The sequence below is a fragment of the Micromonospora sp. DT178 genome, from assembly GCF_049841695.1.
GTDB lineage: Bacteria > Actinomycetota > Actinomycetes > Mycobacteriales > Micromonosporaceae > Micromonospora.
The window spans coordinates 142,456-161,490 of record NZ_JBNCKV010000011.1 but is presented as its reverse complement, the minus strand read 5'-3'; the positions used below and the strand labels follow the sequence as shown (position 1 = coordinate 161,490).

Genomic DNA, 19,035 nt, shown 5'->3' with positions numbered 1-19,035 from the left:
GGCTCGCCCGGCTGCCACCGCCGGTACGGTCGGCGGGGGCCATCTCCATGCCCTGGAGGTCGAGAAGCGCCATGTCGAGTCATCTCCTTCTGTGCTGGTCTATCGGGTGGTCGTGCCCTGACGTCGCCGGTGAGGGCGTTCGGTTCAGTTGCAGGTCGTGACGGACAGCGAGCTGTCGCCGCAGAGCAGCAGGCTCGCCCGGCTGCCACCGCCGGTACGGTCGGCGGGGGCCATCTCCATGCCCTGGAGGTCGAGAAGCGCCATGTCGTGTCACCTCCTTCCGTGCTGGTCGGTCGGATCGGTCGCCCTCGCCGAGGCGGGGGAGTCGGGGGCGCCCGCCAGGGGCGCGAGGAACGGCAGGCTCACCGGGGCGTCGGGCCGCGCGGCGGCCAGCGCCAGCAGCACGCCGGCGGTGCCGGTGCCGAGGTCCATGGACAGCCGCAGCAACTGCTCGCCGGGGAAGGCGGTGCCGTCGGCGTAGGGCAGGGCGTGCCAGGCCAGCCGGGCCACCTGGGCGTCGCGTTCGCGGCAGCGCTGCGGATCGTCGGGGTACGCCGCCAGGTAGGCCACGATGCCGGCGCGTCCGGCGAAGAGGCCGGACTGCGCGTAGAACGGGGACCGGGCGGCGCGGCGCACGCCGGCGCTGGCCTCGGCGAGCCGCTCGTCGGCGCGGTGCCGCAGGTACTCGTCGAGCACCAGCCCGATCCCGACGCTGCCCTGCCCGAGGTAGGGCATGGTGCGCCAGCCCTCGTTGACCTCCAGCGCGCCGTCGGGGCGTACCACGCAGCGGCGCAGGTCCTGGCGCAGGGCCGTGGCGGCGTGCTCCAGCAGCGCCTGCTCGCCGGTCAGCTCGTGCAGCCGCACCAGCAGCAGCGCCGGCCCGGTCCGGCCGCGCAGCAGCCCCGCGTACGGGTTGCGTCCGCCGCTGATGTCCGGCCCCGGGTCGTCGGCGAGCTGGTCGACCACCCGCTCGGTGGCCCGCCAGGCCGCGTCGCGCAGGGCCGTCTCGCCGGTGCGCCCGGCCAGCTCGGCCAGGTTGAGCGCGATCCCGGACAGGCCGCCCGAGAGGCTGTGGTCCAGGCCGTCGAGCGGCTGGCGCAGGCAGATGTCGAGCACGTCGAGGGCGTCCTGCCGGCGGCCGAGCGCCTCGAGGGCGTACGCGACGCCGTGCAGGCCGTCGTAGAAGCCGCACCGGGTGCCGGAGGCGGGCGCCGTGGCCCGGCGGACCAGCCACTGCTCGTGTTCCGGCCACCGTCCGGCGCCGCTGACGTGCAGGGCGTACAGGACGCCGGCCGCGCCGTGGGCGAGGTTCAGCCCGCCGCTGCGGAACTGCTCGATGTCGCCGGGGAAGAGCCGGTCGTCCCGCTCCGGTGTCGCGCTGGCGAGGATCGCCCGGGCGAGCCGGTCGCGGTGGGCCGGTCCGACGTCGACGGTGAGGTCGGGTGCCGGTCCGGCGTCCGCCGGGGCGGCGCCGGTGATCTCCCGTACGGCGTCGTCGAGGAGTTCCCTCGGCACCGGGAAGTGCTCGGCGATCACGTCGGCGAGGTGCGCGGCCTTGTCCGGCCCGAGCCGGACGAGCTGGGTCAGCGGCAGGAACAGCGCCAGCCGCAGGCAGGCCAGGGCGTACCGGTCGACGGCGGGACCGGTGCGGTCCCGGGGTGCGGCGAAGCCCTGGTTGCGCAGTCCCGGCCGGCGGTGACCGTCGATGGGCGCGGCGACCTCGAAGTCGACGAGCGCGATCCGGTTGTCCGGGCGGACCATGACGTTGAACAGGTGCAGGTCGCCGTAGACCAGGCCGCGGTCGTGGATCGCCGTGACGACCTCCTCGACCTGCCGGTGCACGTCCAGCGCCCAGCGGGTGTAGTCGGCGCGGTCGGCGTCGGTGGCGTCGGCGTCGATCAGCGGGTACCGGTCGACGAGGACCTTGTTGAGCGCGCGGCCCTCGATGAACTCCAGCGCGAGGAACCGGTGCTCGCCGAGGGCGAACTCGTCGTGCACCCGGGGCACCTGCGGCAGGTCGGCCAGCCGGCGCAGCGCGTCGGCCTCCCGGGCCAGGCGGGCCACCGCGTCGGTGCCGTCGGCGTCGAGACCGGCGTGCGGCCGGGCCTCCTTCAGCACCACCTGGGCGTCGGTCCGCACGTCCCGGCCGACGTAGAGGCCGCCGCCGTTGGAGAAGTGGATGACCTTCTCGATCCGGTACGGCACCTCGTCGGTGCTGGTGGCGCTGCGGGCGGCCAGGTGCGGGCCGAGGAAGTCGGGCAGCGTCACCCAGGACGGCACGTGGAACACCGGGTCGCGGCGGTCGGGCACCAGCGTGCCCGTGTCGTCCTCGATCGCCGGGACGACCTGGCCGTCGGGGGAGTGGCAGTAGCGCGCGGCGAAGCCGCCGTAGCGTACGTGCACCGGGCCGGCGCCGTGGCGCAGGTCGCTGAGGATGTACGGGCCGGGCTCGCCGGCGAGCAGCTCGTCGAGCTCCTTGCAGACCAGCTCCAGCTCCGCGTCGTCGCGGGGGTAGACGGTGACGAACTTGCCGCTGGCCGCCCGGGAGGCGTACTTGGAGTTGCGCAGCAGCAGGGTGCGCGGGCCGCGCAGGAACTTGAAGGACAGTCCACGCGGGACGCAGTAGTCCCAGACGGCGGCCAGCACCCGCTCGGCGTTGTCGAGCGTCGCCGACACGTGGATCTTCCAGCCCTGCTGGGGCAGCGTGCCACCCTCCGGGGCGTAGATCAGCCAGTCGTCGAGCGGCTCGGAGCGCCAACCGTCGGGGACGGGCCGCTGGGCCGCCGCGAAGGTGGGCTGCTCGACCGCGCTGCCGAGGGAGTCGTAGAAGAGCCGGTCGGCGGCGCAGTAGCTGTCGTAGCGCTCGTCCACCCTGACCACTCCCTCCGCTGTTCGGTCGGTGCCTTTGCCGTTCGGCCGATGGCCCCGGCCTGTCGATGGACATGAGTCTGTCCGTTCGGGCTATGGCGGCTCCAGTGCGTTCAGTCATGACGACGAATGCGTGCCGCACGGGTCGGCCGTGACAAATGTCAGTTGCGCCCGCAGGCTCCTTGGCCAGGTACGCCCGGCAGAGGGCGCGCGGTGCCCGCCGGCGGTTCGCCGGCCATGGGGTCGGGCGGTACGCCCACCCGGGCCGGTGGCGGTACGGTGCTCGCCGTGACCGCAGACGATCACCCCTCCGTCGCCGGCGTCGGGCCCGTCGCCGTGCTGGCCAACCCGACCGCGGGCCGGGGTCGGCACCGGGGGTTGCTGCCGCAGGTCCTGCACCGGCTCGCGGCCGCCGGCCGGCCCGTACGCCCGCTGCACGCGCGCACCGCCGACGAGGCCGAGGCGGCCTGCCGTGCGGCGGTGCGCGACGGCGCGTCGGCCCTGGTCGCGGTCGGCGGCGACGGGACCGTGCACCGCGCGGTGCAGGCCATCGCGGGGACGGGCGTCCCGTTCGGCCCGGTGCCCGCCGGCACCGGCAACGACTTCGCCGCCGACACCGGCTTCCCGGCCGACCCGCTCGCCGCCGTCGACGTGATCGCGGCAGCGCTGCGCGACGGTCGCACCCGCCCGGTGGACCTGGCGCGGATGACGGGAGCGGACGGCGCGGACCGGTGGTACGGGGCGGTGCTCGCGGCCGGCTTCGACGCGATCGTCAACGAGCGCGCCAACCGGATGCGCTGGCCGAGCGGTCCGCGCCGCTACGACCTGGCGATCCTGGTGGAACTGGCCCGGCTGCGCCCGCGCCGCTACACGCTGCGCCTCGACGGGGTGGCGCACGAGGTGGACGCCGTGCTGGTGGCGGTGGGCAACTGCGCCAGCTACGGCGGCGGCATGCGGATCTGTCCGGACGCGGACCCGACCGACGGCCTGCTCGACGTGGTGGTGGGCGGCCGCTTCGACCGGCGCACCCTGATGCGGGTCAAGCCGCGCATCTACCGGGGCACCCACGTGACGCATCCGCTGGTGCGCAGCTACCGCGCCCGTACGGTCGAGCTGAGCGCCGAGGGCATCACCACGTACGCCGACGGCGAGCGCGCCCTGCCCCTCCCCCTGACGGTCACGGCCACCCCCGCCGCCCTCCACCTCCTCCGCTGATCTCCCGCCCCGGCGTCAGGAGGGGGTGCGGGTGATGCGGTCGAGCCATTCGGCCAGCAGGGTCCGTTCGGCGGGGGTGAGGTCGGTGGTGAGGGTGTCGAGGGCGGCGCGCAGCGCCACCGCGTGCCGGACCGGTCGGTCGGCCCGGGAGGTCGCCCGGGCGGCGGGGGAGTCGGTGACCAGGGCGGCGAGCACCGCCTCGCGGGTGCGGGTCGACAGGGCCGGGTCGCGTTGCGGCGGCGGGGTCCGGATCAGGGTGAGGGTGACCCCGCAGGAGCTGGCGTGCAGCATCTCGGTCGCCTGGTCGACGCCCGTGCGCAGCCGGCCCGCCTCGGCCACCCGGTGCACGAGCTGGCGCAGGATGTCGGCCGCGACCCGGGCCGCGGTCGGGGTCTCGCCGGGGCGCGGGTCGCCGTACATGAGGGCGTGGAACGCCGGGTTGGCCACGCCGAAGCCGACGTGCAGGTCCCAGCCCCGGCGCAGGTCGTCGACCGGGTCGTCGACGAGGTCGCCGGCCGCCTGGGCGTGCAGGTACGCGGCGAACCCGTAGCTGGCCGCCGCGTCCAGCAGGCCGCGCATGTCGCCGAACTGGCGGTAGATCGTGGGCGCCTGCACCCCCGCCGCCCGGCTGACCGCGCGGGTGGAGACGGCCTCCCGGCCACCCTCGGCGAGCAGCGCGGCGGCGGCCCGGACGATCCGGTCCCGCGGCGACGTCTCGGTGATCATGGCAGCGACGATAACGCCTTCGCGTTAGCGCCGCGTGTTAACGGCGCTGTCGGCGTGCCGTTAGCTCTGCTTCTCGACGCCGGCCAGGTCCAGCACGGCGCCCAGTCCGTTGGCCCGGCCCGCCTCGGCGGCCGGCAGCACCAGCACCGCGCACCCGGCCGCGACGGCCCCCGCGTCGGCCGGGGTGTCGCCCACCATCAGCGTCCGCTCCGGGTCGACGCCGAGCATCCCGCAGGCGCGCAGGAAGATCCCCGGGTCCGGCTTGCAGCGCCCCACCTCGTACGAGAGCACGAACGCGTCGACCAGCCCGGCCAGCCCCCAAGCCTCGAAGTGCGGCCGGATGTCGAAGCCGATGTTGCTGACGACGCCCACCCGGACGCCCCCGGCCCGCAGCGCGGCCAGGGTCGGGGCGGTGTCCGGGTAGGGCACCCAGCCCTCGGGCACCAGCACCCGCTCGTAGAGCGCCTCTGCGAAGCCCTCGATGCCCGCGTCCACGGTCTCGGCCAGCCCGGTGTAGGCGCCCCGGTGGGCGTGCGGGTAGAGGTCCCGGTCGGCCCAGAGCTCGGTCAGCCGGGGCGGCACCCGGGTCGGCAGCGGCCCACCCGCCCGGCCGGCGGTCAGCAGCCGGTCGGCCAGCGCGGTGGCCCGCATCCGCTCCAGGGTCACCCCGCAAGCGGCCGCGGCCGCGAGCACCCAGTCCCGGGGCTCCTCCACCTGGGCCAGGGTGCCGTGGAAGTCGAGCAGGACCGCCTCCACCGGCCGGCGGGACGGACCCGGGCGGACGGCGTCGTCGGCGCCGCGCGAGGCGTGGGGCGGTTCGGCATGATCCGGCACGTCGTGCACCCTACCGACCGCCTCCGACCCCACTGCCGGTCGGCCTTGTCCGGTGGCTGTCGGCGGCACGCATTAATCTTGGAGGCATGTCGAGCCCCGCCGAGCGGTACGCCGCGGCGCGCCGCCGGGCCGCGCAGGCCTCACAGTTCCCGGCACTGGACGAGTTCGCCCTCGATCTGGGGTTCGATCTCGACGACTTCCAGCGGGAGGCGTGCCAGGCTCTGGAACGGGGCAGCGGCGTCCTGGTCTGCGCCCCGACCGGCGCCGGCAAGACCGTGGTCGGCGAGTTCGCCGTGCACCTGGCGCTGCGCGGCACGCCGGCGCGCGGCACGGCGGCCGGCGACGCGACGGCGCCCGCGGCCGGCGACGGGGGCGCCCCACCCCGCCGGCGCAAGTGCTTCTACACCACCCCGATCAAGGCCCTGTCGAACCAGAAGTACCACGACCTGGTCGACCGCTACGGCGCCGAGCAGGTCGGGCTGCTCACCGGCGACAACGCCATCAACGGCGACGCCCCGGTGGTGGTGATGACCACCGAGGTGCTGCGCAACATGCTCTACGCCGGCTCGGCCACCCTCGACGGCCTGGCCTACGTGGTGATGGACGAGGTGCACTACCTCGCCGACCGGTTCCGCGGCGGCGTGTGGGAAGAGGTGATCATCCACCTGCCCGCCTCGGTCACCCTGGTCTCCCTGTCGGCCACCGTGTCCAACGCCGAGGAGTTCGCCGACTGGCTGGTCACCGTGCGCGGCGAGACGGCCGTGGTGGTCAGCGAGCACCGCCCGGTGCCGCTGTGGCAGCACATGCTGGTCGGCAAGCGGATGTTCGACCTGTTCCACGACGCCGACGCCGCCCGCAAGCACGACGTGCACCCCGAGCTGCTGCGCTACACCCGCGACACCATGCGCCGGCTGGAACTCGGCGAGGGGCGCAGCGCCGGCCCCGGCGGCGGCCGGCGCGGGCCCCGCTGGCGCGGCCCGATGCGCCCCGACATCGTCGACCGGCTCGACCGGGAGGGGCTGCTGCCGGCGATCCTGTTCATCTTCAGCCGCGCCGGCTGCGCCGCGGCCGTGCAGCAGTGCCTCGCCGCGGGCCTGCGGCTCACCTCCCCCGACGAGCGGGCCGAGATCCGTCGCGTCGTCGAGTCGCGGGTCACCGCCATCCCCGGCGAGGATCTGACCGTACTCGGCTACTGGGAATGGCTCGACGGCCTCGAACGCGGCCTGGCCGCCCACCACGCCGGCATGCTGCCGGTGTTCAAGGAGGTCGTCGAGGAGCTCTTCGTCCGGGGTCTGGTCAAGGCGGTCTTCGCCACCGAGACGCTCGCCCTGGGCATCAACATGCCGGCGCGCTGCGTCGTGCTGGAACGGCTGGTCAAGTACAACGGCGAGGCGCACGTCGACCTGACGCCGGGGGAGTACACCCAGCTCACGGGCCGCGCCGGCCGGCGGGGCATCGACGTCGAGGGGCACGCCGTCGTCGTCTGGTCCCCGGAGACCGACCCCCGGCACGTGGCCGGTCTCGCCTCCACCCGCACCTACCCGCTGCGGTCCAGCTTCCGGCCGTCGTACAACATGGCGGTCAACCTGGTCGGCACGGTCGGCGCCGAGCCGGCCCGCGCGCTGCTGGAGTCCTCGTTCGCCCAGTTCCAGGCGGACCGCTCGGTGGTCGGCCTGGCCCGCCAGGTGCAGCGCAACACCGAGACCATCGAGGCGTACGGCGTGGAGGCGGCCTGCCACCACGGCGACTTCGACGAGTACTTCGCGCTGCGGGTGGCGATCGGCGAGCGGGAGCGGGCCATCGCCCGGCAGGGGCAGAGCCAGCGCAAGGCCGCCGCGGTGGCCTCGCTGGAGCGGCTGCGGGTCGGCGACGTGATCCGGGTGCCGTCGGGCCGGAGGGCCGGCCTGGCCGTCGTGCTCGACCCGGCCACCGGCGGCTTCGGCGAGCCCCGGCCGCTGGTGCTCACCCAGGACCGCTGGGCGGGCCGGGTCAGCCCCGGGGACTTCACCGCCCCGGCCGAGGTGCTGGCGCGCATCCGGGTGCCGAAGCACTTCAACCACCGGTCCCCGGCGGCCCGGCGCGACCTGGCCGCCGAGGTCAGCGGCACCGGGCTGGACCGGCACGGCGGCCGCCGGGGCGGCCGGTCCCGGCAGGCCGTCGGCGAGGACCACCGGCTCAGCCAGCTCCGCACCGAGCTGCGCCGGCATCCCTGCCACGCCTGCCCCGACCGCGAGGAGCACGCCCGCTGGGCGGAGCGGCGCCGCCGCCTGGAGAACGACACCGAGGAGCTGCGGCAGCGGGTGGCCGGCCGGACCGGCTCGCTGGCCCGCACGTTCGACCGGATCGTGGCGCTGCTCACCGCCCGGGGCTACCTGACGCCCGACGGCGCGGTGACCGACGCCGGCCGGATGCTCGGCCGGATCTGGACCGAGGCGGACCTGCTGGTCGCCGAGTGCCTGCGGCGCGGGGTGTGGGACGGGCTCTCCCCGGCGGAGCTGGCGGCGGCGGTCTCCGTGGTGGTCTTCGAGGCCCGCCGCGACGTCGACGAGCGGGCGTCGCTGCCGCGCGGCCCCGTGGCCGAGGCGGTCGACGAGACGCTCAAGCTGTGGAGCGAGATCGAGGCCGACGAGGCGGCCCGCGGCCTCACCGTCACCCGCGAGCCCGACCTCGGCTTCGCCTGGCCGGTCTACCGGTGGGCGCGGGGGGAAGCGCTGGCGAAGGTCCTCGGCAGCGGCCACGAGATCGACGGCGAGATGCCGGCCGGTGACTTCGTCCGCTGGGCGCGGCAGGTGGTCGACCTGCTCGGCCAGCTCGCCGACTCCGGCGGCGCCTCGGCGGAGCTCAGGTCGACCGCCCGGCAGGCGATCGGCGCCGTGAACCGGGGCGTGCTGGCCTACCACACCCCGGCCTGACCGTAACTGTCCGTCACCGGACATCGAAATCGACGCATCGCAAAGTCATCGCGACGGCACCCCCCGAATTGTCCGGGGGGTGCCGTCGTGCCTGGTAGCGGCATCCCTGATCATTGCTCCGGCGCGAGATCGCGCGTCGGTGGATCGATCTGGGAGAAGGCCGCCGTGGCGGAGATCAATCACTTTGAGTACGGGTGGATCACCCCCGCGCTCAGCTACGCGCTGTCGGTGCTGGGCTCGGCCCTGGGCCTGATCTGCGCGATCCGCATCCGCACCGCGGGCAGCGCGGGCCAGCGCGCCTGGTGGGGAACTCTGGCGGCCTGGGCCATCGGCGGCACCGCGATCTGGACCATGCACTTCATGGCGATGCTCGGCTTCGCCGTCCAGGGCACCCGGATCCGGTACGACGTGCCGATCACCGTGGCCAGCGCGATGATCGCGGTGATCGCGGTCGGCATCGGCCTGGCCATCGTCGGCACCGGGCGGTTCTCCGCCGTGCGGCTGCTCGCCGGGGGCCTGTTCACGGGCGCGGGGGTCGCCGCGATGCACTACACCGGCATGGCGGCCATGCGGCTCAACGGCCGGATCGACTACGACACCACCCGGGTCGTGCTCTCGGTCGTGATCGCGGTGGTCGCGGCCACGGTGGCGCTCTGGCTGGCGATGACCGTCCGCCGGGGGCTGGCGATCGTCGGCTCGGCGCTGCTGATGGGCGTGGCCGTCAACGGCATGCACTTCACCGGGATGAGCGCCATGTCGGTGCATCGGCACGCCGGGCAGGGCGAGGTGTCCGGCGCCGGCGTCAGCACCCTGCTCGTGCCGATCATCCTCGCGGTGGTGTTCGGCGTGGTCGGGCTGGTCTACGCACTGCTGGCCGCCCCCACCGCCGAGGACCGGGCCGCCACCGCGTACTTCGACGACCTGCGGGGCCAGGAGCCGGCCGAGGCGTCGCCGCCGCCGGCGCCGGACCCGGTGGGGCTGCGGGCCCGGTCCACACTCGGCCAGCCGGGCACCCCGTTCCCGTCCCGCCGGGGCAACCCGCCGCGCTGACCCGTTCCAGCGGGTCGACGCCGCCCGCCGGGCCCCGGCACGGCGGGCGGCGTCAGGACCGCTGCGCTAGGGCGTCGACCAGGCGGCGTGCCGAGCCCGCCAGGTTCCACTCGCCGGCCAGCTCGAGCAGTCGGTCGGGATCGGCCGGTGCGGTCGGCAGCTCGGTGGCCAGCTCGGGCAGCGGCACGTCGAGGGCGACCCGGACCACCTGCGGCGCGACGGCCAGGTAGTCTCGCGCGGCGGTGAGCTTGGTGCGCAGCCCGGGGGCGAAGCCGGAACCCGGCTCGTCCAGGGCGGCCAGGATGCCCGCGATGTCGCCGTACCGCTCGACGAGCCGGGCGGCCGTCTTCTCGCCCACGCCCGCCACGCCGGGCAGTCCGTCGCTGGGATCGCCCCGCAGGGCGGCGAAGTCGGCGTAGCGGTCCGCCGGAACCCCGTAGCGGGCGCGCACCGCGGCGTCGTCGCAGTCGTCCAGCTTGGCCACGCCCCGCCCCACGTAGAGCAGCCGCACGGGGCGTGCGTCGTCGACGAGCTGGAACAGGTCCCGGTCGCCGGAGACCACCTCGACCGGCGCCGGCTGGGTCACCGCGAGGGTGCCGAGCACGTCGTCGGCCTCGTAGCCGGCCGCGCCGACGTGGGCGATCCCGACGGCGTCGAGCACCTCCAGGATCAGCGGGACCTGCGGGCTGAGGGTGTCGGGCACCACCTCGCCGCCCTCGGGGGCCACCCGGTGCGCCTTGTAGGACGGCAGCAGCGCCACCCGCCAGTCGGGCCGCCAGTCGTGGTCCATCGCGCAGACCATCCGGTCGGGCCGGCGGGTGCGGATCAGGCTCGCCAGCATGTCGAGGAAGCCGCGCACCGCGTTGACGGGGCTGCCGTCGGCGGCCCGGGCCGCCGACTCGGGTATGCCGAAGTAGGCCCGGAAGTAGAGACTGGGCGCGTCGATGAGCAGGATCGGGGGTCGCTGTGCCACGCCCGACAGCCTGGCACATGCCACCGACGATCAGGGGGCACGGCGCGGCCGGTCAGGGGCGTTCGTGGTCGCGGTGGAACGTCTCGCGGCGGACCACGTACTGCAGGCCGTAGCTGGCGAGCAGCAGCACGATCGCGACCGCCACCTCGATCCACGCCGCCGTGCCGTCGGCGACGGTCAGGCCGACGGCCAGCAGCACCAGGCCCGCCACGGCGAGGATGCCCGCCCAGAGCAGCCGGCGGCGTCGGGTCGCGGCGCGCTCCCGGTCCGTCGCTGCCACGGCGGTCGGTCCTCTCCGTCGGCGACCCGTACGAGCCGAGCCTATCGGCGCGTACGGCCGCCGGCGGCGGAACCGGGCTGCGGGCCCGCCGCTGCGGGGCGCAGACTTGCCGGTGTGACGTTCGTTGCGGGCCTGACGCTCGGCCGCCGGTTCCACGACGAGGTGCTCGCCCCGATCCTGCGACGCCGCCTTCCCGGCCTGCGCTACGCGGCCGGCCTGCTCGACGGCGGCTCCGAGCTGCTCGGGCTGGACACCCCGCGCTCCACCGACCACGACTGGGGGCCGCGCGGGCAGCTCTTCGTCGCCGCGTCCGACGCGGCCCGGATCCCGCACCTGCGCGCGGCGCTGGACGCCGACCTGCCGGCGGAGTTCCTCGGCTGGCCCACCCGCTTCACCGGGGAGGGCCGGCTGGGGGTCGCCGACCCGGCGGGCAGCCGCCACGGCGTCACGATCGACGAGCTGGGCGGCTGGTGGCGCGATCGGCTGGGCTTCGACCCGGCCGCCGGCGTCACCACGGCCGACTGGTTGGCCACGCCGACGCAGCGGCTGGCCGAGGTGACCGGCGGCGGGGTCTTCCACGACGGCCTCGACGGCGCGCTGACCGGGGCCCGGGCGGCGCTGGCGTGGTACCCGGACGACGTGTGGCGGCACGTGCTCGCCGCCGCGTGGACCCGCGTCGCCCAGGCCGAGCACCTGCCCGGCCGTTGCGCCGAGACCGGCGACGACCTCGGCAGCCGGGTGGTCACCGCCGGGCTGGCCCGCGACCTGATGCGGCTCGGCCTGCTGCTGCACCGCCGCTGGCCCCCGTACGACAAGTGGCTGGGCGCGCTGTTCGCCCGGCTGCCCGACGCGGCGCCCCTGGTCGCGGCCCTGGCCGACGCGCTCGGCCCCGGCGACTGGCGCCGGCGGGAGGACGGGCTGGTCCGGGCGCTGGAGGCCCTCGCCGCCCGGACCGACGACACCGGCCTCGCGGCCCCGGTGCGCGCCCGGCCCCGGCCGTTCCACGGACGGCCGTTCCTGGTCCTGGACGCCGGTCGGGTCGCCGCCGCGCTGCGCGCCGCCATCACCGATCCGGCGCTGCGCGCACGCGCACCCCTCGGCGCGGTCGACCAGTACGTCGACAGCGTGGACGTGCTGACCCACGCGCACCGTGCCCGCCGGCTCGCCGCCGCGCTGCCGGTGGCGGCGCACGAACCGGGCTGACACCGGACCGGCCGGGCCAGGCCGAAGGGGAACAGGCCGGTGGCGGCGGGCGCGCCGGACCGGCGGTGGACGGTGCCGGGCCGGCCGAGCCGGCGTGCGGCTGGTGCCCGAGGGGCCGACCGGCGGCGCGCGGGGCCCCGCCCCGCCGGGGCGGTGACGGGGCCCGTGCCGCTCAGGCGGGCAGTCGCCAGACCTGGTTGGCGCCGCCGAAGCAGTCCCAGATCTGCAGCCGGGTGCCGTCGGCGGAGCTGTTGTCGGTGGCATCGAGGCACCTGTTGGACGCCGGGTTGCGCAGCGTGCCGTTGGCCTGGGCCTGCCAGACCTGCGCGCCGGTGCCGTTGCAGTCCCACAGCTGCACCTTGGCGCCGTTGGCGGTGGAGGCGCTGGTCACGTCGGCGCACTTGCCGAGGGCGCGCAGGGTGCCGTCGGTGCCCACCGTCCAGGTCTGGGCGTTGGTGCCGTTGCATGCGTAGAGCTGCACGGCGGTGCCGTTGGCGGTGCCGGCGGCGGCCACGTCGACGCACTTGCCGCCGATTCCGGTGATCGGGCCGGTACGCCCGACGGGCGGCGGGGTGGTGCCGCCGGTGGCGGTGTCGTAGATGGCGCTGACCAGGGAGGTGGCCCCGGTGGTGTCCTGGCTGAGTTCCCAGTTCATCATGCCGCCGGCGTTGGCCATGGCCCACTGGGTCTTGCGCTTCACCGTCGGGATGCCGTTGTAGCACTGCTGGGTCCCGCCGACGGTGGTGCAGTCGCGGTTGGCGTTGGCCGGGTCCATGGCGACCAGCGAGGCGTAGGTGTGGTAGCCGGGCCGGCTGTAGAACGGCACGCCGAGCACCGCCTTGCGGGCGGGCAGGCCACGGGACTTCCAGAAGTTGACGGCGTTGATCGACCAGTCGTAGTTGGCGTGCGGGCTGCCGCCGTCGTACGCCATGATGTTGAGCCAGTCCACGTGGCCGAACACGGCCGGCTGCACGCCCTCGGCGTACCAGCCCTCGGAGACGACGGCGGCGGTGAGCAGCTTGCCCCGGCTGTGCAGGGCGCCGGCCAGCTGCTGCATCAGCGCCGTGTAGTTGGTCGCCGAGGCGCCCGGGTCCGGGTACTCCCAGTCCATGTCGACGCCGTCGAGGTTGTACTGGTTGACGAAGTTGACGACGTTGTTGACGAACGTCGTGCGGGTGCCGGCGTTGGCGGCGAGCGCCTCGAAGGCGGAGTCGTCGCCGTTGTTCCAGCCGCCGATCGCGATCGACACCTTGACGTTGCTGGCGTGGCCACGGGACACCAGTTGTGAGAGCTTGGCGGGGTTCTCCACCGGGCGGAGGCTGCCGTCGCCGTTGGGCAGCACGAACGCGTAGTTGACGTGGGTCAGCTTGGCGTACTGCACCGCGTTGACGTCGCCGGTCCAGGACGGCAGGTAGCCGACGCTGCGGAAGCCGTTGGGCAGCACGGCGGCCTGCGCGGGGGCGGGGGCCAGGGTGAGGGTGGTGGCGGCGGTGGCCAGCGTGAGCAGGCCGGCGGCGAGGGCCGACCTGAGGCGGGACAGCGATGAGGGCATCGGGGGCCTTCCCGTGGCGGGTGGTGGCGGCCGTGCCGCCCGCGTCGGCGGCGTGGCGCCGGGTGCGGGCGTACGGGTGGGGACGGGGTGGACATCCTCGAGGCAGCCAAATCCTAAGGAGTGTTAACTGTCACGTCAACGACGATGTTCGATGGATTGGCGGGCGCTCCCGTGCCGCCGGGCGGGCTGGGTCCGCGCCCGAACGACCGTTAAGCTGACCGGGTGGGAATCGACGAGCTGTATCCGCCCCGGCGGCTGGCCGAGGCCCGGCGCGCCACCGCCGCCGCAGGCCTGGACGCCCTGCTGCTGACCCCGGGCTCCGACCTGCGGTACCTGACCGGCTACGACGCGCACGAAGGGGAGCGGCTCACCTGCCTGGTGCTGCCCGCGCAGGGCGAGCCCACCCTGATCGTGCCCACGCTGGAGCGGCCGGCCGCCGAGGCGTCCCCGGCGCCGGCCACCGGCGTACGCATCGTCGACCACGCCGACGGCACGGACCCGTACCCGCTGCTCGTCGCCGCGCTCGGCGGACCGGTGGCGACGGTCGGCCTGGCCGACCGGATGTGGGCCGAGCAGGTCCTGGCCCTGCGCGCGGCGCTGCCCGGCGCCACCCAGCGGCTGGCCTCCGAGGTGCTGCGCGAGATGCGCCTGCGCAAGTCCCCGGCCGAGGTCGCGGCGCTGGCCGAGGCGGGCGCGGCGATCGACGCGGTGCACGAGCGGATGGGGGAGTGGCTGCGGCCGGGGCGCACCGAGGCGGAGGTGGGCACCGATATCGCCGCGGCGATCCGGGCCACCGGCCACGTGAGCGTGGACTTCGTCATCGTCGCCGCCGGCCCGAACGCCGCCAGCCCGCACCACGGCACCTCCGACCGCCCGATCGGCGCCGGCGAACCGGTCGTCGTGGACATCGGCGGGACGATGCCGTCGGGCTACCGCTCCGACTGCACCCGCACCTACGTCGCGGGCGCCCCGGCACCCGCCGAGTTCGTCGACTACTACGCGGTGCTGCACGCCGCCCAGCGGGCCGCGGTGGCCGCGGTCCGCCCCGGGGTCACCGCCTCCGACGTCGACGCGGCGGCCCGGGAGCCGATCGCCGCCGCCGGCTTCGGCGCGGCGTTCCTGCACCGCACCGGCCACGGCATCGGCCTGGACGGCCACGAGGATCCCTACGTGGTGGCCGGCAACGCCCGCCCGCTGGAGCCGGGGATGGCGTTCTCCGTCGAACCGGGCATCTACCTGGCGGGCCGGCACGGCGCCCGCATCGAGGACATCGTCGTCTGCACCACGGACGGCGTGCAACGGCTCAACACCACCCCCACGGAGCTCATCGCGCTATGACTGTCGACCGGATCCTCCCCACCGACGAGGCCCACGACCTGCTGGACCTCGCCACCGAGCTCGCCGACCGGGAGCTGGCGCCGCGAGCCGCCGGGTTCGAGGAACGCGCCGAGTTCCCCCGCGAGGTGCTGCGCACCCTCGGGCGGGCCGGCCTGCTCGGCCTGCCCTACGCCGAGGAGCACGGCGGCGCCGCCCAGCCCTACGAGGTCTACCTCCAGGTGCTGGAGATCCTGGCCAGCCGCTGGCTCGCGGTCGCCGAGGCGGTCAGCGTGCACACCCTGTCCTGCTACCCGCTGGCCCAGTTCGGCACGGACGAGCAGCGCAAGCTGCTGCCCGACATGATCGGCGGGGAGCTGCTCGGGGCGTACTGCCTGTCGGAGCCGCAGGGCGGGTCGGACGCCGCCGCGCTGACCACGAAGGCCGTGCGCGACGGCGACGACTACGTGGTCGACGGCACCAAGGCGTGGATCACCCACGCGCAGGTGGCGGACTTCTACAACATCTTCTGCCGCACCGGCGGCCCCGGCCCGAAGGGCATCTCCTGCCTGCTGGCCGACCGCGCCACGCCCGGCATCGCGCCGCAGGCAGCCGAGCGGACGATGGGGCTGCGCGCCTCCCCGGTGGCGCAGATCGCCTTCGACTCGGCCCGGGTGCCGGCCGAGCGGCTGATCGGCGGCGAGGGGGCGGGCTTCACCATCGCCATGGCCGCCCTCGACTCGGGGCGGCTCGGCATCGCCGCCTGCGCGGTCGGGCTGGCCCAGGCGGCGCTGGACTACGCGGTCGGCTACGCCCGGGAGCGCCAGCAGTTCGGCAGGGCGATCATCGACTTCCAGGGGCTGGGTTTCACGCTCGCCGACCTGGCCACCCAGATCTCCGCGGCCCGGGCGTTGACGCTGGCCGCAGCCCGGCTGCGCGACGCCGGCCGGCCGTACTCGATTGAGGCGGCGAAGGCGAAGCTCTTCGCCACCGACGTGGCGATGCGGGTGACCACCGACGCGGTGCAGGTGCTCGGCGGGGCCGGCTACGTGGCCGACCACCCGGTGGAGCGGTACATGCGCGAGGCCAAGGTGCTCCAGATCGTCGAGGGCACCAACCAGATCCAGCGGCTGGTCATCTCCCGGGCGCTGGCGAAGGGCTGACGGGCGTCGCCCCGCCGACGCGGCACGTGTGCCGCGTCGCGTCGGCGGGCCGCGTCGTCGCCGCGACGCCGTTTTCCCGGTAGGTTGCACGCCGTGGAGGAGATCGACCGCGCCATCATCGCCGCGCTGACCGCTGACGGTCGGCTGTCGTACACGGATCTGGCGGAGAAGGTGGGCCTGTCGGTCTCCGCCGTGCACCAGCGGGTGCGTCGCCTGGAGCAGCGCGGCGTGATCAAGGGGTACGCCGCCCGGGTCTCCTTCGAGGCCCTCGACCTGCCGCTGACGGCGTTCGTGGCGATCCGGCCGTTCGACCCGTCGCAGCCCGACGACGCGCCGGAGCGGCTGGCCCACCTGCCCGAGATCGACTCGTGCTACTCGGTGGCGGGGGAGGACTTCTACCTCCTGCTGGTGCGGGTGGCCAGCCCCGCCGACCTGGAGCGGCTGCTCCAGGAGATCCGTACGGCGGCGAACGTGACCACCCGCACGACGGTGGTGCTGTCGACGCCGTACGAGAACCGGCCGCCGAAGATCAGTGCCGAGCCGCAGACTCGGGTGCGGTCGCGGGCGTCGGGGGAACCGGCTGGTTCCAGCGCAGGATGACCCGCCGGCCGTGCTCGTGGCCGAGCACGCTGACCGTGGCGGTGTCCAGGCGCAGCAGCCCTCCGGCCGACGGCGGCAGGCCGACCCAGCGGGCGCCGAGCACGCGCAGGCTGTGGGCGTGCCCGACGAGGGCGACGGTGCCCCGGTCGAGCAGCGGGTGGACCCGGGCGAGCACCCGGTCGAGGCGCTCGCCGACCTGGTTCGGGGACTCCCCGCCGGGGCAGCCGTCGGCCCAGATGGACCAGCTCGGGTGGTCGTCGCGGATGTCGGCGGTGGTGCGCCCCTCGTACTCGCCGTAGTTCCACTCGGCCAGGTCGTCGACCGTGCCGGTGACCGTGAGTCCGGCGAGCCGCGCGGTGTGCAGCGCCCGGGCGCGGGGGCTGGTCAGGACCGCGGCGAAGCGCCGGCCGGCGAGGAAGCGGCCGAGGGTGCGGGCCTGCCGCTCGCCGTCGGGGGTGAGCTGGAGGTCGGTGTACGAGGTGTGCCGGCGGCTGGCGCTCCAGGTGGTCTCGCCGTGCCGGATCAGCAGGAGCTCTCCCATCCCTCCAGTCAACCAGACGGCCCGTCTTCCCTCGTTCACCTAGTGTCCTAGGATGCCCTAGCGGATGTGCGGGCCGCCGCAGACCACGAAGGGAGACCGCCGACAACACCGCGAGCCCACAGAGCGCGTCGGAGGAGGGGGCTGGCTAGCCGGAGGGCGGTCCGCCCGACGTGGGTGTGCCGAGAGATGTCGCCGTGCCCGGCGGGGGAGACGTGGCGGGAGTCGTGTGCCGGGTCGGGTGGGTTTGGAAACGCGTCACCCCCGGGCCGGTGCCGGCTCCGGGGGTGACGGTGCGCTGGGGTCAGTCGTTGCGGTGCGAGGCCCACCACTGCTGCCCGGTCTCGGGCAGGGTGTCGATCGGGTCGTAGTAGGCGTGGCGCTTGTTGAGCGCCTCGGCGTCGGCGGACTCGATGGAGGTGCGGTAGTTCTTCGTCCAGTACGAGATGCCGCGGTCGCGGTCGTACTCGGTGAGCATGTGCACCCAGCGCTTGCCGACGAAGGGGACGTCGCAGACGATGCGCGGGGTGGCGTAGCCGGGCAGGTAGCCCATGATGTCGTGCTGGAGCTGCTGGGCGTGCCAGACCGGGACCCGCCAGTGCTCGGCGTTGGGGATCATGTCGCACATGTAGAAGTAGTACGGCAGGATGCCCGCCTCGCCCTGGAGGGCGAAGCAGAGGTCGAGCAGGTCGGGGGCGGTGGCGTTGACGCCGCGCATGAGCACGCCCTGGTTGCGCACGTCGCGTACGCCGACGTCGAGGGCGGTCTGGGCGGCCCGGGCGACCAGCGGGGTGAGCGACTGGGCGTGGTTGACGTGGGTGTGGATGGCGAGGTTGACGCCGCGCCGGGCGGCGGTGCGCGCGACCCGTTCGAGGCCTTCGACGACGTCGGGCTGGAGCCAGTGCTGGGGCAGGCCCATGAGGGCCTTGGTGGCGAGCCGGATGTCGCGGATGGTCTCGATCTCCAGCAGCCGCATCAGGTAGGACTCGAGGTTCTTCCACGGGACGTTGGCCACGTCGCCGCCGGAGACGACGACGTCACGGACGCCGGGGTGGGCCTTGAGGTAGCCGATGTGGGCGTCGTAGCGGTCGACGGGCTTGAGGGTCAGCTTGAGCTTGTCGACGGCGGGGGTGGAGTTGCCGACCAGGTCCATGCGGGTGCAGTGCCCGCAGTACTGGGGGCAGGTGGAGAGCAGCTCGGCGAGGACCTTGGTGGGGTAGCGGTGGGTGAGGCCCTCGGCGACCCACATGTCGTGTTCGTGCAGGGAGTCGCGGCTGGCGTACGGGTGGGAGGGCCAGTCGGTGCGCCGGTCGGAGGCGACGGGGATCATGTAGCGCCGGATGGGGTCGGCGAGGAACGCCTCGGTGGTCATCGGGGCGAACGGCACCATGGTGTTGATCATCTGCGGCGGCACCAGCATGGACATGGTGGCCAGGGCCTTCTGGTCGGCCTCGAGGTCGGCGTAGAAGGTCTCGTCGACCGCGTCGCCGAGGACGGTGCGCAGCTGTTTGATGTTCTTGACGCAGTTGACGCGCTGCCACTGTGCGTTCTCCCACTGGTCGCGGGTGACGTGGCGCCAGCCGGGGAAGCGGGTCCAGTCGGGTTCGACGAGGGGCGCGCGGCGGTATTCGTACGGCTGTCCGGCGGTGGGGACCGCGACCGGCGCCGGGCGGGGCGGGGACAGGGTCTCCGCCGGTTGGGTCTGGGTCACGGCCCCTCCTCGATGTTGGTGCGGTTGATCAGCGACCCCGAAGGCTACTGGAAAATATTCGGTGAAGAAATTAGTCTGCCGTAAGTTTTCCCGCTA

The 19,035-nt window shown here is 74.6% G+C and carries 17 protein-coding genes; 7 read left to right on the top strand and 10 right to left on the bottom strand.

Going from position 1 to position 19,035, the window contains the following annotated elements; all coding sequences use genetic code 11:
- The 3 genes from ACLQ22_RS21605 to lanKC form a co-directional block, all read right to left on the bottom strand.
- A partial coding sequence (locus ACLQ22_RS21605) for a hypothetical protein (RefSeq protein ID WP_425693958.1) occupies window positions 1-43 on the bottom strand: 43 nt, incomplete at its 3' end.
- A gap of 101 nt (window positions 44-144) precedes the next feature.
- Entirely contained in the window at window positions 145-264 is a 120-nt protein-coding gene (locus tag ACLQ22_RS21600) for a SapB/AmfS family lanthipeptide (RefSeq protein WP_089003486.1), read from the bottom strand.
- Window positions 265-270: 6 nt separating this feature from the next.
- Window positions 271-2,871 carry a class III lanthionine synthetase LanKC gene (gene lanKC, locus ACLQ22_RS21595; RefSeq protein ID WP_425693898.1) on the bottom strand — a complete coding sequence of 867 codons (2,601 nt, stop codon included), beginning with the start codon at window positions 2,869-2,871 and terminating at the stop codon, window positions 271-273.
- A gap of 276 nt (window positions 2,872-3,147) precedes the next feature.
- Between lanKC and ACLQ22_RS21590 the strand changes: the two genes are divergently transcribed.
- Complete coding sequence (locus tag ACLQ22_RS21590; RefSeq protein WP_425693957.1) at window positions 3,148-4,083, top strand: diacylglycerol kinase; 936 nt, start codon at window positions 3,148-3,150, stop codon at window positions 4,081-4,083.
- A 15-nt stretch (window positions 4,084-4,098) separates the two neighbouring features.
- Here the strand turns inward: ACLQ22_RS21590 and ACLQ22_RS21585 are convergent, their stop codons facing one another.
- A complete protein-coding gene (locus ACLQ22_RS21585) occupies window positions 4,099-4,809 on the bottom strand; it encodes a TetR/AcrR family transcriptional regulator (RefSeq protein WP_425693897.1) in 711 nt (236 codons plus the stop codon).
- Between the two features lie 60 nt (window positions 4,810-4,869).
- Complete coding sequence (locus ACLQ22_RS21580; protein ID WP_425693896.1) at window positions 4,870-5,643, bottom strand: HAD family hydrolase; 774 nt, start codon at window positions 5,641-5,643, stop codon at window positions 4,870-4,872.
- A gap of 86 nt (window positions 5,644-5,729) precedes the next feature.
- On the opposite strand from ACLQ22_RS21580, the gene ACLQ22_RS21575 reads away from it, so the two are divergent.
- Both ACLQ22_RS21575 and ACLQ22_RS21570 read left to right on the top strand, forming a co-directional pair.
- A complete protein-coding gene (locus ACLQ22_RS21575; RefSeq protein ID WP_425693895.1) occupies window positions 5,730-8,555 on the top strand; it encodes a DEAD/DEAH box helicase in 2,826 nt (941 codons plus the stop codon).
- A 165-nt stretch (window positions 8,556-8,720) separates the two neighbouring features.
- Complete coding sequence (locus ACLQ22_RS21570; RefSeq protein ID WP_425693894.1) at window positions 8,721-9,605, top strand: MHYT domain-containing protein; 885 nt, start codon at window positions 8,721-8,723, stop codon at window positions 9,603-9,605.
- 52 nt (window positions 9,606-9,657) lie between these two features.
- Here the strand turns inward: ACLQ22_RS21570 and ACLQ22_RS21565 are convergent, their stop codons facing one another.
- Window positions 9,658-10,578: a 5'-3' exonuclease gene (locus ACLQ22_RS21565; RefSeq protein WP_425693893.1), complete on the bottom strand. Its 921-nt coding sequence runs from the start codon at window positions 10,576-10,578 to the stop codon at window positions 9,658-9,660.
- Window positions 10,579-10,630: 52 nt separating this feature from the next.
- Entirely contained in the window at window positions 10,631-10,858 is a 228-nt protein-coding gene (locus ACLQ22_RS21560) for a hypothetical protein (RefSeq protein WP_425693892.1), read from the bottom strand.
- A gap of 114 nt (window positions 10,859-10,972) precedes the next feature.
- Between ACLQ22_RS21560 and ACLQ22_RS21555 the strand changes: the two genes are divergently transcribed.
- Entirely contained in the window at window positions 10,973-12,061 is a 1,089-nt protein-coding gene (locus ACLQ22_RS21555) for a DUF4037 domain-containing protein (RefSeq protein WP_425693891.1), read from the top strand.
- Between the two features lie 172 nt (window positions 12,062-12,233).
- On the opposite strand, the gene ACLQ22_RS21550 is transcribed toward ACLQ22_RS21555, so the two are convergent.
- Window positions 12,234-13,613 carry a glycosyl hydrolase family 18 protein gene (locus tag ACLQ22_RS21550; protein WP_425693890.1) on the bottom strand — a complete coding sequence of 460 codons (1,380 nt, stop codon included), beginning with the start codon at window positions 13,611-13,613 and terminating at the stop codon, window positions 12,234-12,236.
- 222 nt (window positions 13,614-13,835) lie between these two features.
- On the opposite strand from ACLQ22_RS21550, the gene ACLQ22_RS21545 reads away from it, so the two are divergent.
- The 3 genes from ACLQ22_RS21545 (at window position 13,836) to ACLQ22_RS21535 (ending at window position 16,690) form a co-directional block, all read left to right on the top strand.
- Window positions 13,836-14,951 carry a M24 family metallopeptidase gene (locus tag ACLQ22_RS21545; RefSeq protein ID WP_425693889.1) on the top strand — a complete coding sequence of 372 codons (1,116 nt, stop codon included), beginning with the start codon at window positions 13,836-13,838 and terminating at the stop codon, window positions 14,949-14,951.
- Window positions 14,948-16,090, top strand: coding sequence for an acyl-CoA dehydrogenase family protein (locus ACLQ22_RS21540; RefSeq protein ID WP_425693888.1), 1,143 nt, complete (start codon window positions 14,948-14,950; stop codon window positions 16,088-16,090). The genes ACLQ22_RS21545 and ACLQ22_RS21540 overlap by 4 nt, the downstream gene beginning before the upstream one ends.
- Before the next feature lie 93 nt (window positions 16,091-16,183).
- Entirely contained in the window at window positions 16,184-16,690 is a 507-nt protein-coding gene (locus tag ACLQ22_RS21535) for an Lrp/AsnC family transcriptional regulator (RefSeq protein ID WP_121398264.1), read from the top strand.
- Here ACLQ22_RS21535 and ACLQ22_RS21530 read toward each other — a convergent pair.
- Both ACLQ22_RS21530 and ACLQ22_RS21525 read right to left on the bottom strand, forming a co-directional pair.
- Window positions 16,620-17,231, bottom strand: a complete 612-nt coding sequence (locus tag ACLQ22_RS21530) for a histidine phosphatase family protein (protein WP_425693887.1) — start codon at window positions 17,229-17,231, stop codon at window positions 16,620-16,622. The two genes, ACLQ22_RS21535 and ACLQ22_RS21530, sit on opposite strands and share 71 nt — an antisense overlap.
- 301 nt (window positions 17,232-17,532) lie before the next feature.
- Window positions 17,533-18,939: a KamA family radical SAM protein gene (locus ACLQ22_RS21525; RefSeq protein ID WP_425693886.1), complete on the bottom strand. Its 1,407-nt coding sequence runs from the start codon at window positions 18,937-18,939 to the stop codon at window positions 17,533-17,535.
- Between the last annotated feature and the right edge of the window lie 96 nt (window positions 18,940-19,035).